The sequence below is a fragment of the Nonomuraea sp. 3-1Str genome (assembly GCF_031570565.1).
GTDB lineage: Bacteria > Actinomycetota > Actinomycetes > Streptosporangiales > Streptosporangiaceae > Nonomuraea.
The window spans coordinates 1-15,791 of the sequence record NZ_JALHBK010000046.1; the positions used below are offsets into that span (position 1 = coordinate 1).

General features: G+C 72.6%; 17 protein-coding genes. 7 read left to right on the plus strand and 10 right to left on the minus strand.

The annotated features are described in order from the left end of the window. Window positions 1-307 precede the first annotated feature (307 nt). Together MTP10_RS40195 and MTP10_RS40200 are read left to right on the plus strand one after the other, a co-directional pair. Window positions 308-1,336, plus strand: coding sequence for a hypothetical protein (locus MTP10_RS40195; protein WP_310717022.1), 1,029 nt, complete (start codon window positions 308-310; stop codon window positions 1,334-1,336). Between the two features lie 85 nt (window positions 1,337-1,421). Then, on the plus strand, window positions 1,422-1,565 hold the full coding sequence (locus tag MTP10_RS40200; protein ID WP_310717024.1) for a hypothetical protein: 144 nt from the start codon (window positions 1,422-1,424) through the stop codon (window positions 1,563-1,565). A 104-nt stretch (window positions 1,566-1,669) separates the two neighbouring features. Here MTP10_RS40200 and MTP10_RS40205 read toward each other — a convergent pair whose 3' ends face one another. From MTP10_RS40205 to MTP10_RS40235, 7 genes are all read right to left on the minus strand, one after another. After that, a complete protein-coding gene (locus tag MTP10_RS40205; protein ID WP_310717026.1) occupies window positions 1,670-2,083 on the minus strand; it encodes a hypothetical protein in 414 nt (137 codons plus the stop codon). Between the two features lie 93 nt (window positions 2,084-2,176). Continuing rightward, window positions 2,177-3,097, minus strand: a complete 921-nt coding sequence (locus MTP10_RS40210; RefSeq protein ID WP_310717028.1) for a sigma-70 family RNA polymerase sigma factor — start codon at window positions 3,095-3,097, stop codon at window positions 2,177-2,179. Window positions 3,098-3,107: 10 nt separating this feature from the next. Beyond that, window positions 3,108-3,494, minus strand: a complete 387-nt coding sequence (locus MTP10_RS40215; RefSeq protein WP_310717030.1) for an STAS domain-containing protein — start codon at window positions 3,492-3,494, stop codon at window positions 3,108-3,110. A gap of 41 nt (window positions 3,495-3,535) precedes the next feature. After that, window positions 3,536-4,510, minus strand: coding sequence for a phosphotriesterase-related protein (locus MTP10_RS40220; RefSeq protein ID WP_310717032.1), 975 nt, complete (start codon window positions 4,508-4,510; stop codon window positions 3,536-3,538). A gap of 77 nt (window positions 4,511-4,587) precedes the next feature. Further along, a complete protein-coding gene (locus MTP10_RS40225) occupies window positions 4,588-6,060 on the minus strand; it encodes a methionine--tRNA ligase (RefSeq protein WP_310717033.1) in 1,473 nt (490 codons plus the stop codon). A gap of 185 nt (window positions 6,061-6,245) precedes the next feature. Continuing rightward, window positions 6,246-7,478, minus strand: a complete 1,233-nt coding sequence (locus tag MTP10_RS40230; RefSeq protein WP_310717035.1) for an APC family permease — start codon at window positions 7,476-7,478, stop codon at window positions 6,246-6,248. Window positions 7,479-7,590: 112 nt separating this feature from the next. Beyond that, on the minus strand, window positions 7,591-8,049 hold the full coding sequence (locus MTP10_RS40235; RefSeq protein ID WP_310717037.1) for a universal stress protein: 459 nt from the start codon (window positions 8,047-8,049) through the stop codon (window positions 7,591-7,593). Between the two features lie 91 nt (window positions 8,050-8,140). Here MTP10_RS40235 and MTP10_RS40240 point away from each other — a divergent pair, with 91 nt between their 5' ends. After that, window positions 8,141-8,506 carry a hypothetical protein gene (locus MTP10_RS40240; RefSeq protein WP_310717040.1) on the plus strand — a complete coding sequence of 122 codons (366 nt, stop codon included), beginning with the start codon at window positions 8,141-8,143 and terminating at the stop codon, window positions 8,504-8,506. Here the strand turns inward: MTP10_RS40240 and MTP10_RS40245 are convergent. Both MTP10_RS40245 and MTP10_RS40250 read right to left on the minus strand, forming a co-directional pair. Then, window positions 8,467-9,132 carry a DUF998 domain-containing protein gene (locus MTP10_RS40245; protein ID WP_310717042.1) on the minus strand — a complete coding sequence of 222 codons (666 nt, stop codon included), beginning with the start codon at window positions 9,130-9,132 and terminating at the stop codon, window positions 8,467-8,469. The two genes, MTP10_RS40240 and MTP10_RS40245, sit on opposite strands and share 40 nt — an antisense overlap. A gap of 192 nt (window positions 9,133-9,324) precedes the next feature. Next, window positions 9,325-10,251: an anti-sigma factor RsbA family regulatory protein gene (locus MTP10_RS40250; RefSeq protein ID WP_310717044.1), complete on the minus strand. Its 927-nt coding sequence runs from the start codon at window positions 10,249-10,251 to the stop codon at window positions 9,325-9,327. A gap of 274 nt (window positions 10,252-10,525) precedes the next feature. Between MTP10_RS40250 and MTP10_RS40255 the strand changes: the two genes are divergently transcribed. The 3 genes from MTP10_RS40255 (at window position 10,526) to MTP10_RS40265 (ending at window position 13,725) form a co-directional block, all read left to right on the plus strand. Further along, window positions 10,526-10,906, plus strand: coding sequence for a hypothetical protein (locus MTP10_RS40255; RefSeq protein WP_310717046.1), 381 nt, complete (start codon window positions 10,526-10,528; stop codon window positions 10,904-10,906). A gap of 127 nt (window positions 10,907-11,033) precedes the next feature. Further along, on the plus strand, window positions 11,034-12,521 hold the full coding sequence (locus MTP10_RS40260) for a DUF2079 domain-containing protein (RefSeq protein ID WP_310717048.1): 1,488 nt from the start codon (window positions 11,034-11,036) through the stop codon (window positions 12,519-12,521). 136 nt (window positions 12,522-12,657) lie between these two features. Then, window positions 12,658-13,725 (plus strand): transposase, encoded by a 1,068-nt coding sequence (locus tag MTP10_RS40265; RefSeq protein ID WP_310717099.1) that lies wholly within the window; start codon window positions 12,658-12,660, stop codon window positions 13,723-13,725. A 48-nt stretch (window positions 13,726-13,773) separates the two neighbouring features. Here MTP10_RS40265 and MTP10_RS40270 read toward each other — a convergent pair whose 3' ends face one another. Continuing rightward, window positions 13,774-14,910, minus strand: coding sequence for a glycosyltransferase family 4 protein (locus MTP10_RS40270; protein ID WP_310717050.1), 1,137 nt, complete (start codon window positions 14,908-14,910; stop codon window positions 13,774-13,776). 38 nt (window positions 14,911-14,948) lie between these two features. Between MTP10_RS40270 and MTP10_RS40275 the strand changes: the two genes are divergently transcribed. Beyond that, window positions 14,949-15,767, plus strand: a complete 819-nt coding sequence (locus tag MTP10_RS40275; RefSeq protein WP_310717051.1) for a PIG-L family deacetylase — start codon at window positions 14,949-14,951, stop codon at window positions 15,765-15,767. Window positions 15,768-15,791 lie beyond the last annotated feature (24 nt).

Sequence of the window (15,791 nt, forward strand, 5' to 3'; positions counted from 1 at the left end):
CCAGGCCCGTGACGGGCGTGACGGCGGCGCTCGCGGCCGCGACGCCGGCCAGCGTGGCCGCGGCGGCCAGCGCCAGGACCGCCCCGCCCCCTCGGGCGCCATGGCCGAGGCCCTCCGCAAGGCCGGCCTCACGGGCGACAACCGCTGATGTACGGCCGGGGGCGGGTCCGACCACCCCCGGCCGGCCGTCCCGTACGAGCGGGCGGCCGAGACCCTCGCGCGACTGGTGGACCTCGCGCGACGGTCTCAGCCTGACCGTGGCCCCGCCCCGCGTCGGCCATGGAGATCCGTGGACTACGGTCGGAGGGTGAGCACTCCAGCGTTTACGACGGCGGTCACCCAGGCGCGTGATCTGCTCAGATGGCGTTCTCCCCTGCGCACCGAGCTGTGGGCGTCACGGCTCATGGGCGGGCTGGACCCCGCCGACGCGCGCGGGCTCGTGCGGGAGCTGGTGGAGGCGGGCACCCCGGAGGGCCGCCTCACGCTGGCCGCCCTCGCCGCCGTCGCGACCCCCGACGCCGTGGACGCGCAGGCGGATGCCGCGCCCGCCGGCGAGCCGCCCCTCGCCGACCTGTACGCCGCGCACGGCGCCGAGGCCAGGGACGCGTTGCCCGGCTGGGTGGCGCGGATGGGGCAGGTCGAGTGCGACGGAGCCTGGTACGGCAAAGCGGATCGCCACGGCCTGCAGGCGCTCGCCGCCCTGTCCTTCCACTACCGCTCCGGCAAGGAGCCGCACCTGCTCGTCGTCGCCGTCGACCAGGTCAACGGCGGCCTGGCGGTGGACGCGCTGGTGGAGGAGCGCAAGTTCCTCGACGACCTGAGCCTCGAACCGTCCGAGCCCCGCGCCGTGGCCGGGCGGATCCTGGACGCGGTGGAGCTCACGGACCGCGTCATGGGGGCGGCGGTCGCCGGCACGTTCCCGGGCATGCGGCCGTTCGCGCTGGCCCGCGCCCGTTCTGTCCCCGATCCGGTACGGCCGGCTCCCGACGACACGCTCTCCCGCTTCCACGACCTGCCCGCCCTGCCGGGAGCCGAGGAGGCGTTCGCGAAGCTGGTGGAGTTCATCGGGGATCGTCCCCTGTGGTGGAGTCCGGGGAGGGTGTCGCAGTTCCTCACGTCGTGGCTGCCCCGGGAGGCGATCCTGTCGCCTGACGCGATCGCCGCCATGCCGGACGTGGTGCGCGCCTGGAGCCGCTTCGCCGGCGCGGACCCGGAGGTCCTGCGCCAGGTGGACGCCGACGCCCCGCGTCTGGCGGCGCTGATGGCCGACGAGTCCCTGGCCGGACTGGGCAAGCGCCTGGCCCGGAGCCGTCCGCGCGACGACGACGAGGGCTGACCCCGGCCCTGTGGTCCGGTCCCCGTCTCCTCCCACCGGGCAGGCGCGGGGGCGGTGCTGGACGGAGTGGCGGGCGTGGGCGGCTATGCTGCGCAGTGACGTGTACGCCGCCCCCCGGGGCGTGATGAGGGAGATCCGCGCGATGTACAAGGAGTTCGCTGCCGAGGCCGTGGTCTGGGTGGTGCCGATCGTGGTGCTGATCGGCCTGGCCCTGCTCGTCACCTCCTGACATGACGGCCAGGGGCCGAGCCGGTCTCGGACCCCTGGCTTTCCCGCCCGGCCCTCGGACCAGGCCGGCGATATGGCCGGTCGGCCGCAGCGGTAGCACGCCTATCAGCGGTAGTACTCGTAGTGGACGACCGTGCCGGCGCGGGTGTCCCAGCGGATCTCGCCGTCGAGCCACCGGTTCCACATCGACGTCAGCTTGGCGGAGCGCACCGTGCAGCCCGCCCAGCGCTCGCGCTTGGCGCGGATGGTGCCCACATAGTCGTGGCACGAGCCGACCTTGGTCTTGTTGACCTTGAGCCGGGCGGTGAGCGAGACGTCGTACAGGGTCTTGCGCGAGATGTTGGTGATCTGGACCTTGATGCGGCATGTGTCCTTGCATCTGCCGAAGAAGATCTTGTAGCGGATCAGGTGCGCACTGGCGCCCGCATCCGCGGCCGCGGCCGGGACCGGTGCGGCGGACAGGAGCGTGGCGGACAGCAGCGTGGCCGATAAGAGCGTGGCCGAGAGACGGTTGCGCATGGCGCCCCCAGAGGCGACGAGCCCTCGCTTCCCCCGTCAGAAGCGACCTCAGGCCCTTCGATTAACCGTCACGGTCTCGACCGGGTCAACGCCTCACGACGCCCACGCCGTCACCGGGCTCCTCCGCCTGAGCCGCTTCAGCGCCTGCCGCTCCAGCTGGCGGACACGCTCGCGGGTCAGCCCCAGGTGGTCCGCGATCGTCCCGTACGTGGCGGCCTCGCTGCCCGCCAGGCCGTACCGCTGCCGGATGACGAACGCCTCACGGGGCGGGAGCGCGGTGACCAGCGCGCGCAGCTCCGCGCTGAGCGCCCGTTGCTCGGTGAGCTCCTGCACCTGCGGGCCGTTCTCGTCGACGATCATGTCGCCGAGGCTGCTCTCGCTGTTCTCGCCGACCGGCAGGTCGAGGCTGACGGTGTCCCGGGCCAGGCGGCGCAGCGTGGTGACCTCGGCCACCGTGCGCCCGGCGACCTCGGCCAGCTCGGCGTCGCGCGGCTCGCGGCCCAGCTCGACGGCGAGCCGCCGGTCCAGCCGGGCCAGGCGCGACAGCTCCTCGCCGACGTGCGTGGGCAGCCGGACGGTACGACCCTTGTCGTGGATGCCGCGCTCGATGGCCTGACGGATCCACCACATCCCGTACGTCGAGAACTTGTAGCCGCGCCTGTAGTCGAACTTCTCCACGGCCCGGATCAGCCCGACATTGCCCTCCTGGATGACGTCGAGGAGGGGCAGCCCGCGCTGGGCGTAACGCCGGGCGGCCGCCACCACGAGGCGCAGGTTGGACCGGATGAGCACGTCCTTGGCGCGCAGCCCCTCGTCCCGGATCTCGCACAGCTCGGCGAGGCTCACCGCCTCGTACGCGCCGTCCCGGTGCGGGCGACGGGTGATGAGGTACCCGGCGTACAGGCCGGCCTCGACGCGCCGGGCGAGCTCGACCTCGTCGGCGGCGGTCAGCAGCGGGATACCGCCGATCTGCTCCAGGTAGACACCAAGAAGGTCGGGCTCATGGGCCGGCATGCCATCGCGACTACCCCGTGAACGGCGGTGAATTCCCCGGTTCGCTGAGTTCGGCGATGGCCAGCTCGGCCGTGCTGCGGATGTCGAAGAACTTGTCCAGCGCGGTGATCGCGAACAGGTGCTTGCACCTGCCGTTCAGCCCGGCCAGCAGCAGCCGGCCGCCGGACGCGGTGACGGCCTTGTGCACGTAGACGAGCACCGACAGGCCGGACGAGTCGCACACCTCGACGCCCTGCATGTCGATGACCAGCATCGGCGGCTGCGTGAGATCGAGCGCCTTGGTGACGCGATCGCGCACTTCGGCGGCTGAGGCGAAATCGAAGTCTCCTGTGAGCCTCGCGATGACGCATGGGCCTTGGAGCCCCAAGCTGATCGACAAGGCTTGCTCCGAGGTCACCCAGCTCCACCTACCCGCGTTGTGGTACCAATCCCGCTACTTTACGCAAAGTAGCTTCTCGGGTTATACACCAGCATTTGGTCGATATGCCGCTGCGCCACGCCCGATTCCAGCAACATTGCCAAGACCTGATCGTGAATGTGATCGTATCGCCAGTTCGGGGCGATGGTGGCCAGGGCGTCGTCCCAGGCCGCGCCGAAGTAGTCCATGAAGCACGCCGTGTCGTGGCTGAGCACCATCCGGTCGGCGTACCCGCGACGGCACAGCTCCGCGATGGTGGCCACGCGCTGCTCGGTCGAGTTGTACAGGTCCAGGCCGAACCGGTCCATGCCGAGCGTGGCGCCCGTGTCGGCCAGGCTCATGAGGTGGTCGAGGTCGTTGGAGTCGCCGGCGTGGCCCACGACCACCTTCGTCAGGTCCACGCCCTCCTTGGCGAACAGGTCGAGCGCGATCGTCCCGGTGCGCGCCCCGGCGTTCGTGTGCACGGTGATCGGCGCGCCCGTGCGCAGGTGCGCCTGGGCGACGGCCCGGCAGATGCGCTCGACGCCGGGCGTCAGCCCCTTCTCCTCGACCACGCACTTGAGGAACGCCGCCCGCACCCCGGTGTCGGCGATGCCCACGGTCAGGTCGCGCACGAAGTCGTCCACCATCGGGTCCGGGCCGTCCAGGAGCAGGCCGGGGCCGCGGTGCTCGTACTGGTGCGGCAGCTCCTCGAAGCAGTAGAGGCCGGTGGCGACGACGATGTGCAGGTCCGGCACGCCGGCGGCGACGCGCTGGATGCGCGGGATGTACCGGCCGAGGCCCCACACGGTCGGATCGACGATGGTCCGCACGCCCTTCGCGGCCAGCGCGTTGAGCTTGCGGATCGCGTCGGCCACGCGGAACTCCTCGTCCCACCAGACGCCCCGGCCGTAGTTCTCCAGGTGCTCGGGCGAGAGGACGAACACGTGCTCGTGCATCAGCGTCTGCCCGAGATCGACAGCCTCGACGGGGCCCCGCACGGTGGGGACGGGCATGGTCACCTCCATGCCGGCCGGCCGGTACGCGCTCACCCGAGCGCCGCCCACACCGTCCAGGCCGTGCAGGCGCCAACCTAGGCGCGTCCCGGGAGCCGGTCAACGTCCGAACCGGCGAGGCGGGGGAACAGCGGGCGGGGGGCGGGCAGCCGCTCGCCGCTCACGGCCGCCGCCACGCGCGCCGCCGCCGAGGGCAGGAAGGGCTCCAGCCGTACGGCCAGCGTCCGGCAGGCGGCCACCAGCGCGGCCAGCGACGCCTCCCGATCGGCCGGCTCCTGCTGCCACGGCCTGACCCGCTCGACGTACGCGTTCGCCGCCGCCACGATCTCCTGAACCGCCGCGGCGGCCCGCCGGAAGTCGAAGTCCTCCAGCGCCTCGTCCACGAGCGCGCCCGTCCGCTCCTCGACCTCCGCCAGCGTGCGCTCCGCCTCCCCGGCCAGGCCCGGCAGATCTTCCCGATCGGTCACGTGGCCGTCCTGGAAGCGATGGACCATCGTGACGACCCGGTTGACCAGGTTGCCGACGCCGTTGGCCAGGTCCTCGTCCGCGCGGGCGACCAGCCGTTCCTCGGTGAAGTCGGCGTCACCCACGCGCGGCACCTCCCGCAGCAGCCACCACCGCACGGCGTCGACGCCATAGGCCCGCACGAGCGCCACCGGGTCCACGGTGACCCCGGACGACTTGCTGATCTTGCGCCCGCCGGCCGTCAGGTAGTCGTGGACGACGATGTCGCTCGGCAGCGGCAACCCCGCCGACAGCAGCATCGCGGGCCAGTACACCGCGTGGAACCGGATGACGCCCTTGCCCACCAGGTGGATCTTGCGGGGCTCCCGCACCCACCAGCGGTCGTAGTCGTCCTCCAGGGCGGTGACGTAGTTGGCCAGGGCGTCCCACCACACGTACACCACCTGACCGGGATCGCCCGGCACGGGGATGCCCCAGCCGCGGGCGCGGGCGGCGGAGCGCGAGACGCTGAGGTCCTCCAGGCCGCCCCGCAGGAACGCCAGCACCTCGTTGCGCCGCGCGGCCGGCTCGACCCGCAGCCGCCCGCTCTCGACGAGGTCGATCAGCCGCTCGCCGTAACGGGACAGGCGGAAGAACCAGTTCTCCTCCGCCACCCGCTGCAACGGCGCCTCGTGCCCCTCCGGGCAGGGCCCTTCCGGGTAGAACTGCTCGCAGCCCACGCAGTAGAGGCCCTCGTAGGAGCGCCGGTAGAGGTCGTGGGAGACGGCCTTCCAGATCCGCTCGACGCCCGCCCGATGGCCGGGATGGCGGCTGGTCCTGACGAAGGCGTCGAACGACAGCTCCAGTGGCTCGCGCAGCGCCTCGAAGGCCGCCGCGTTGCGGTCCACCAGCTCCCGTACCGGCACCCCTTCGGCCTCGGCGGCCAGGACGTTCTTGAGCGAGTTGTCGTCGGTGCCGGTCTGGAACCGCACGGGCTCGCCCCGCCCGCGACGGTGGCGGGCGAGCACATCCGCCTGCACGATCTCCAGGGCGAACCCCAGGTGCGGGCGGGCGTTGACGTAGGGAATCGTGGTCGTGACGTACATCCGGAACCTCCCATGGGGCCGGACATGACGAAGGCCCCGGTCAGCGGGGCCTCGACAGGACGCGGACGATGGACCCCCTAGGGGGCGGTCATCACCGTGCGCAGCGTCATGCCGCCGATCCTAACGCCCCGCCCGCCGCGCCGGCTCGCCCTTTTTCCGGCCCGTGTACGTCGCGCGTCTCAGGCTCACGTGCGGCGGTGGACGAGCGCCCGGACGCCTGCCCCCACGGCGAAGACCGCCAGGCCCGCCGCCACGGAGACCGGCGGCAGGGTGGCGGCGAGCAGCAGGCACAGGAGGAGACCCGCCACGGGGACGATCCTGGGCGGGGCGCCCTCCTCCCGCGACAGGGTGAGGGCGGCGGCGTTGGCGATCGCGTAGTACACCAACACCCCGAACGAGGAGAAGCCGATCGCCCCGCGCAGGTCCGCCACCAGCACCAGCAGGACCACCGCGACGCCCACGGCGAGCTCGGCGCGCCGGGGCACCCGCCGTACCGGGTCGACCGCGGACAGCACGTGCGGCAGGTCGCGCTCGCGCGCCATGGCCAGCACCGTGCGGGAGACGCCGAGCACGAGGGCGAGCAGCGCCCCGAGCGCCGCCACCGCCGCGCCGGCCGTCACCACGGGCCGCAGCCCGCCGAAGCCCGCCGCCGTCACCACCTCCGCCAGCGGGGCGCCGGAGGCCGCCAGCCGCGCGTGGCCCAGGACGTGGAGGGCGGCCACGGCCACCAGGACGTAGACGGCGAGCGTGATGCCGAGGGCGATCCCGATCGCGCGGGGGATGGTCCGGCCCGGGTCGCGTACCTCCTCGCCCAGGGTGGCGATCCGGGCGTACCCGGCGAACGCGAAGAACAGCAGCCCGGCCCCCTGGAGCACCCCCCACAGGCCGGGCGTCATCGGGCTCTGCCCGCCCGGGGCAGGTGGGGCGGCGAGCAGGCCGGTGGCGATGACCGCCGCCAGGACGGCCAGCACGAACGCCACCATCACCCGCGCCGCCACGGCGGATCGTTGCACGCCGTACAGGTTGAGCACGGTGACCGCCACGACGGCGGCGACGGCGAGCGGTCTGGCGAGGCCCGGCGCCACGTAGGCGCCGAAGGTCAGCGCCATCGCGGCGCAGGAGGCCGTCTTGCCGACCGTGAAACCCCAACCGGCCAGGTAGCCCCACAGCGGGCCGAGCCGCCGCCGGCCGTAGACGTAGGTGCCCCCGGACTCGGGATGGAGGGCGGCCAGGCGGGCCGAGGACGTGGCGTTGCAATAGGCGACGACGGCGGCCAGAGCCAGCGCGGCGAGCAGCCACGGCCCGGCGGCGGCGGCCGCCGGCGCGAACGCGGCGAACACCCCCGCGCCGATCATCGCGCTCAGCCCGACGACGACCGCGTCCCCGGTGCCGAGCCGCCGCGCCAGCCCTTCCGCCACGTCGCTCCTCCCTCGACGGGAGCCGCTCCGCCCCACGCCGCCTCCGGCCCACGCCGCCTCCAGCCCACGCCGCCGACATTCTCGCATCGGCACAGGACCGGCGGCGGGCGGGTCAGGAGTCCGTGTGCGGGGACGGGACCACCAGGACGGGCCTGGTGGCGTGGTGCAGCACGCGGTCCGACGTGCTGCCCAGCAGCAGCGACCGGATCCCGCCCATGCCCCGCGTGCCCGTCACGATGAGCGTGGCGCCGATGTCCTCGGCCACGTCCACGATCGCCGACCACACGGACAGCGCGTCGGTCGCCACCCGGTGCGTGGCCTCCAGTCCCGCCTCCCGCGCGAGCCTGGCCCCCTCGGCCGCCAGCTCCGTCATGGACTGCTCGATCGCGTCGTCCTCGGCGCTCGTGTCTCCCACCGCGACCACAAGCCCCGCCGACGCGCGCGCCGACGTCATCGCCGCCCGCTCCCACACGGTCAGCACCACGGCCGGCTGCCCCTTCAGCAACGTCCCGGCGAAGGCGATCGCGGCCTTGGCGTCCTCGGACCCGTCATAGGCGATCAGCACGCTCATCTCGACATCTCCTCATCAGATCCGTTCGGTCGGACCGTGCTTCTACCGCTGGGCGGCCGTTTCACGCCTGCCGGGCGGGTAGCTCCTCGTCATGACGGTGACGAGGTTCCAGGATCTGCCGCTGGCCGACCGCGACCGCGCGTGGGACGCCGCCGCGGCCGAGAAGCGGGTGCGGAAGTGGGCGGGCGCGGAGGACGCGCCGACCGACAAGTACCGGCAGGCGCACATCTGGTACGACGGCGACGACGCCGACGAGTTCGGCGCCTACAAGCTGCCGATCGCCGACGTCGTCGGGGGTGAGCTGAAGGTGGTGCCGCGGGCCGTCATCGCCGCGGCCGGGGTCGTGGACGGCGCCAGGGGCGGGGTCCGCCTGCCCGAGGAGGAGGTGTCCCGGGTCAAGGCGCACCTCGCCAAGTACTACGCCAAGATGGGCGACACGCCGCCCTGGGACCGCTGAACCGCCTGCTGGGCCGCCGTCCGGGCCGCCTGCTGGGGCAGTGCCCGCAGCATCGACAGGCCGGCCAGGGCGAGCACTCCCAGCTCGGAGACGACCACCACGCGCTGGGTCAGCCCGGCCGGGACCTCGTCGTCGGCCAGCGGGATCCCGCACATCCGCACCACGTAGGGGATCACGACGAGCAGGAGCGCGCCGAGCGCGATCGCGCTCAGCACCCGCACCGCCACCGCGTACCGGGCGCGGGTCCTGGCCCACAGCATCCCGGCCGCCGGCATGGCGAGGAACGCGGCGAAGGCGGCGTACCGGTGGATGCCGCCCGACAGCGACAGCGGCACGCCCGGCCGGTCCGTCGGGAACGCCCCGATGAGGAACATGCTGACCGCCCACGCCACCACCAGCACCACGACGCCGCCGTTAGCGCCGGCCCGGCGCAACCCTTCGGCGGTGAGCGCGCCGCCCACGGCGAACAGCGTCAGCGACGTGGGCAGCAGCCAGCCTCCCGGGGCGAAGGCGTACGAGCTGATCACGGTGTGCATCGGGTCGAGCCCGGTTCGCGCGTGCAGGGCCAGCATGGCGCCCGCCCCGGTGCCGATGGTGGAGAGTCCGCTCACAAGCAATGCCTTCATGCTTCAAAGCTCGTGGAATGCGGCGTTGCGGAACATCGGAGATCGGCCCGAACCGGCCCTGAACGTCCCCCTAATACCTTGGTCGGGGCGCCCCTGGGAGGGAGCCGGTGACCTGGGCGGACGTCACCCCGATGGGGAGGGCCTCCTCAGGGTCGGTAGGGCGGGCCTCACCCGGGACGCCCCACCCGGGGATCAGCGGGCCGGGACGTCGAAGTAGGTGCGGATCGTGGTGCCGCCGGCCCGTGTGTGGAGCCGTACGAGATCGCTCAGCAGGTTGACGATGAGCAGCCCACGCGAGCCCGCGACGCGTGGATCGACCGGCCGGCGGCCGGCCAGCGGGTCGGTGATGTGCCCGGCGTCGCTGACCTCGCACACCAGCCGGCCGTCCTCGACCCAGACCCGGATGTCGCCCGCGCCGCCGCCGTAGTCGAGGCTGTTGGCGCCCAGCTCGGCGACGACCAGGCGGATGTCGTCCAGGCGGGTGCCGTCGAAGCCCAGCTCGGCCGCGCGGCCGGCGGCGAGGTTGCGGGCCGCCGCGAAGTTGTCGCGGTCGAAGCGGAGGGCGGCGAAGTCGGCGGGCTCGTCGAAGGGCCGGTTGTGCTCGCGCACGACGTGGTCGGGGTCGTAGGCGGCGCTGGCCCGCTCACCGTCGCCGTCCTGGAGCACCGGGTGGGTCAGCTCGGCCTCGCGCAGAACCTGGGGGTCGAGCCGCTCGGCGTCGTAGGGGCACAGGATCGTGACGTTCCGCCCGGTGAAGGCATGGTTGATCAGCGCCTCGTGCTGCGCGCAGGCGGGGTACTCGGTGGCGCTGCGCCCGGCCCAGATCGGCTCGCCGATGATCCGCACGTGCCTGTCGGTGTGGCGGTCGGCGAAGGAGCGCAGCACCGAGGGGATGATGCGGCCGGGGTTGCGGCCCGCCTCCTCCATGTCGAGGAGCAGCACGTCGGCCGCGTCGGAGCCGAGCCCGCCCTCGATGAGCTTGAGATTGGCGGCGGGGACCGCGACGGCCACCGGCTCGTCCGCGGCCAGACCCGCGCGGATGAAGGCCGTGGTGGCAGCGACGTACTCCCGGTCGCCTCGGTAGTAGAGGGCCGGGTGCACGAATGGATCTGCCAGCATCACCTGTCACGGTACCCGCTCATGAGGAGTTCAAGGCACTCCGATGGGTATCCCTCGGTTGTGAAGAGAGCCCAGATCGTGCAACGCCCCCGTCCGGCACAGCAGCCGGCCCCCCTCGACCTGCGCACTCCATCCGGCCGGAGGCTGCCGTTCTGAGGCCGGAGCCATGTCGGTGACAGGCCTCGGGATGCAGGCGGTGACAGCGGTGTGCAAGCGGTGATCAAGGCAGGGCCCATACTTTCGCTTTATCCGCAAAAGCAAAGAAGGGCCTGAAATGAACACCCCTCGCCGTCGCATCGCTCTCATGGTCGCGACGCTCTCCCTTGCCGGCCTCACCACCGCCTGTGGCGCGATCGGCAACGCTGTCGACTGCAACCAGGTCGGCAACGATGTCACCAAGATCATGAATGACTTCAGCGGCTCGATGACCAAGGTCGCGACCGACCCGAAGGCGCTCGAGACCGCCGGCGACGAGGCCGCCTCCAAGGTGAAGACCCTCGCCGGCAACTACGACGGAGAGCTCGCCGCCGCCCTGAACGACCTGGCCAGCGGCCTGGACGGGCTCAAGATCGACTCCGAGAACCCGACCGCGACCATGGAGTCGGTGCAGAAGATGCAGGGCTTCGTCACGAAGATCCAGAGCGCCTGCTCCTGATCCGGCCTCCGGCCGTCGCGACGCCTGCGGGGGGCAGTGCGATCGCGGCGGCCGGTCCGTTTCCGCACGGGTATGGAGCCGCGGCGACCGCCGCATGTCCCGAAAAATCCGTCTACTCTTGCTGCCCGTGACGGGCGACGCGCCGGCGGGCGAGACCGAGGCGGCCCCCGCCACCCCCTCCCTCTGGAAGCTGTGGCTGAGCGATCACCGGCTCGGTGTGGGCCTGATCGCCCTGCTGTCCGCCACCGCCTACGCGGCCGTCGGCCTGGTCAAGCTGGCCACCTTCCGCGCCTCCGTCTTCGACCTGGTCATCTTCGATCAGACGGTGCGCAACTACGCGCACTTCCGGCCCCCGTACGCGCCGGCGGTCGGCGCCATCCACGGCCGGGGGCTCGACTACCTGCAGCTCGCCGACCACTTCTCCCCCGCGTACGCGCTGCTCGCGCCGTTCTACTGGGTCCACGACGGGCCCGAGTCGCTCGTCGTCGCGCAGGCGCTGCTGTTCGCCGCGGCGATCCCGTTCGTCTGGCTGTTCACCCGCCGAGTGCTCGGCACCGGCCCCGCCTACCTCGTCGCCGTCGCGTACGCGCTGTCCTGGCCCGTGGCGCAGGCGATCGCGTTCGACGTGCACGAGGTGATGTTCGTCCCGCTGCTCACCTCGATCATGATCGAGCGCTACCACGCGGGCCGGTCGCTGCCGGCGTTCGCGGCGATGGGCGGGCTCCTCCTGGTCAAGGAGGACATGGGCCTGATGGTGATCGGGTTCGCCCTCTACCTGTTCGTCACCGGCGACCGCTTCCGCGGGGTGTGCTGCGCGGCGATCGGCGTCGGCGGCGTGCTCCTCGCGCGCGGGGCGCTCATCCCCATGCTGGGCGGCAGCGCCGACGACTTCTGGGCGTACGGCCACCTCGGCCCGGACGTGCCGGGCGCCCTGCTGACGCTGCTGCGGGACCCCGTCGCCGCGATCCTGCTGCCGTTCAGCGACGAGGCGAAGGTGGACACGCTCTTCCTGATGGCCTGGCCGACGCTCCTGCTGTGCCTGCTGTCGCCCCTGTCGCTGGTCGCGCTGCCGCACGTGCTCGAACGCATGCTGGCGGACCGGGCCCTGTGGTGGCAGGCGGACTTCCAGTACAACGCGTTCACCGTGGTCATCCTGCTCTGCGCGGGCGTGGACGGGCTGGCCAGGCTGCTGCGCCGGCTCCGGCGGCCCGACGACCGGCCGCTGCGGCTGGCCTGGGCGTTCGGCGCCTGCGTGGTCGCCGTGACGCTCGTCCCCCGCTTCGCGCTGGACCAGCTCTACCATCCCGACTTCTACCGGGGCGACCAGGTCAAGGTGGCCGCGGCCCGGGAGGCGGTGGCGAAGGTGCCGGCCGGCGTCGTCGTGGAGGCCGCCAACTCGGTCGGGCCCGCGCTCAGCGCCCGCACCACCGTCCTGCTGTGGACCGGGCAGCCGCACGGCGCCCCGTGGGTGGTGGCGGACACGGCCCGCTGGGAGTTCCCGTTCGGCTCGGCCGAGGAGCAGGCGGCGCAGGTGGGGCGGCTGGAGGCCGAGGGCTACCGGAGGGTGTTCGAGCGCGACGGCTACGTGGTGCTCCGGTCTTCAGGGCGGGGGTGAAGCCGACAAGCCCGCGTAGCGGGGCAGGAACAGCCGATCCCATGATCTCTTCCATGCGGGTCAGGTGGGTGTCGGTGAAGACGCGGTGCCGGAACTTCGTCACGAAAACCAAATGGGCGTGGAGCAGGAAAACACAATGCCGATACAGCGAATCGCGCTGGCACGGGCGTTCGGGTGCGCACGGGTGGTGTTCAACGACGCGCTCACGGCCCGCCGTCAAGCGCGCGCCGACGGCCTGCCGTTCATCAGTGACGGGGACCTGTCCAAGCGCGTCATCACCGAGGCCAAGCAGCGCCCGGATCGGGTGTGGCTGGGGGAGGTGTCGGCGGTCGTGCTCCAGCAGGCCCTGGCCGACGCCTGCATGGCCTACCGCAACTTCTTCGCCAGTCTCAGCGGGAAGCGCAAGGGGCCGAAGATCGCCGCGCCTCGGTTGCGGTCCCGCAGGGACCAGCGGCAGGCGATCCGGTTCACCAGGAACGCCCGGTTCAGGGTGGGGGAGAAGCTGACCTTGCCGAAGATCGGCGAGGTGGCGGTGCGCTGGTCGCGCCGCCTGCCGTCGGTCCCGTCCAGCGTGACGGTGATCAAGGACGCGGCGGGCCGGTACTTCGCCTCGTTCGTCGTCGAGGTGACCGAACGCCCCTTGCCGCCGGTGGAGGCCGAGACCGCGCTCGATCTGGGGCTGGGGCACTTCGCCGTGCTGGCCGACGGGCGGAAGATCGACTCGCCCCGGTTCCTGCGCCGGGCGGAGAAGAAACTCCGCAAGCTGCACAAGGCACTGTCGCGCAAGGAGAAGGGATCGAACAACCGGGCCAAGGCCCGCCTCAAAGTCGCCCGCGCGCACGCACGGGTCGCCGACGCGCGGCGCGAGTTCCACCACCAGGAATCCACCAGGATAGTTCGCGAGAACCAAGCGATCTTCGTGGAGGACCTGGCGGTCGGCAGGACCTTCGCCAAGGTCAGCCGATGGTTTCCTTCCTCCAAGCTGTGTTCAGCGTGCGCGGCCGTAGCCGAGGCGATGCCTCTGCGGGTCCGGGAATGGACCTGCGCGTGTGGCGCGGTTCACGACCGCGACATCAACGCTGCGATCAACATCCTGGCCGCCGGACGGGCGGACAGGCTGAACGCCTGTGGAGGGCCGGTCAGACCATCCTTGGCGATGGCACAGCCCCGCGAAGCAGGAAGCCACGGAAGTGCCGCCACGTGAACGGGGCGGCACAGGCCAGAATCTTCGGGCTTCAGCCCGGAGAGCGCGTCAAGTGGTGCTGAACCGTCCCTGAGCGGCCTCCGCGTACGCGCGGTCGAACCCCTCCAGGACGGCGGGCCAGGTGCCCGCCGTCGGCGGGGTGGCGCGGTTGTGCGCGGTGATCCGGTCGCGCAGGCCCGCGTCGGCGCACAGGCGGGCCACCGCCGCCGCCATCTCGCCGAGGTCGCGGCCGAGCAGTCCCTCCGTGCCGTTCCGGACGAAGTCGGCCACCCCGCTCTGCGCCCGCGCCACCACCGGCAGACCGGCGGCGCGGGCCTCCAGCGCGGCGATGCCGAACGACTCCCGTGGCGCCGGCGCCACGAACACGTCGGCCGACTCCAGCACCTTGGCGATCTGCTCGCGCGTGTGGCGGCCGGGCAGCGACACCCAGCCGGTCATGCCGTGCCGGGTGAGGTAGCGCTCCATGGAGCCGCGCGCCGGCCCGTCGCCGATCACGGTGGCGCGCAGCGGGACGGCCGCCGGGACCAGGGCGCGCACGCGGCCGAGCAGCCGCAGCAGCCGCACCGGCTGCTTGCGCGGCGCCAGCCGGCCCACCGCGACGATGTGCACCTCATCGTGCTTCCCGAGGCCCGCGCCCGCCTCGCCGAGGTCCGCCTCGGGCTCGATGACGGCCGTGCCGGACCGCCACGCCGACAGGTCGAGGCCGTTGGAGACGACGTGCACGGGCACGCGGCCGCCCGCGACCGCGCGGATCGGCGCCGCCGCGGCGTTGCTCACCGTCGTGGCCACCAGGCCCCAGCGCTGCCAGCCGTACGCCAGACGCAGCAGCCGGTACGCGGCCCGCGTGAGCGGGTCCCACATGCTGTGCACGGTCACCACGCACGGCAGCCCGGCGCGCACGGCCGCGCGCACGCCCATCCAGGCGAACGGCGAGACCGCCCCCGTGTGGACGTGCACCACGTCGGGCCGCGACGCCGTCATCCGCCGCGTGAGATGCCCCACCCCCGCCGGGTGCACGGGCAGGTCGAAGGGCATCGGGGCGACGATCCGGTGGACGCCGGGCAGCGCCTCGCCCCGGGTGGCGGTGGCCACCTCGACCTCGTGGCCGGCCCGCCGCTGCATCCGCACCAGATCGGCGACCTGAACCTCGATCCCCCCGAGCCGCGGCAGGTAACAGTCACTCACGTGAAAGATCCGCACCCCTCCCAGACTAATCTGGGCCTGTGCCTCCACGTACCGCTGTGTTCTTCCACGCCCATCCCGACGACGAGGCCCTGCTGACGGCGGGCACGATGGCGATGCTCGCGGCCGAGGGTCACCGCGTGGTGCTCGTGGTGGCGACCGCCGGCGAGCGCGGCCTGGCCGAGATGGAGCCCGGCGACGAGCTGGGCCGCACCCGGATGGAGGAGCTGTACGAGTCCGCCGCGCTGCTCGGGTGCGCCCGCGTGGAGTGCCTGGGCTACGGCGACTCGGGCCTCAGCCCCAAGGGCGGCGTGGCCGACGAACGGCCCGACAACGCCTTCATCGACGCCGACTCCGAGGAGGCCGCCGGCAAGCTCGCCGCGATCCTCCGGGAGGAGGAGGCCGACCTGCTGTCGATCTACGATCCGGCGGGCGGCTACGGCCATCCCGACCACGTGCAGGTCCACCGGGTGGGGCGGCGGGCCGCGGAGATCGCGGGCACGCGGATCGTGCTGGAGGCGACGGTCAACCGCGACCCGCTGGTCAGGCTGCTGCGCCTGGCGGGCAAGGTCTACCGGTTCCCGCCGGAGTTCGACGTGCGCACGTTCGAGAGCGCGTACTCGCCCGGCGAGGCCATCACCCACCGGGTCAACGTCCGGAAGTACACGAGACAGAAGCGGGCGGCCATGGCCGCGCACGCCTCCCAGGCGAGCGGCGGCGACGGCGACCGCACCCTGGCCGTGCTGCTGAAGGTCCCCGGCCCGCTCTACCGCCTCGTGTTCGGCACGGAGTGGTACGTCCGCCGCGACGTCCCGGCCGGCACCCGCCTGCGTCATCCTCTGGACCCGTGGCCGAGTTGACACCCGCGGATGATCCGGGTCGCG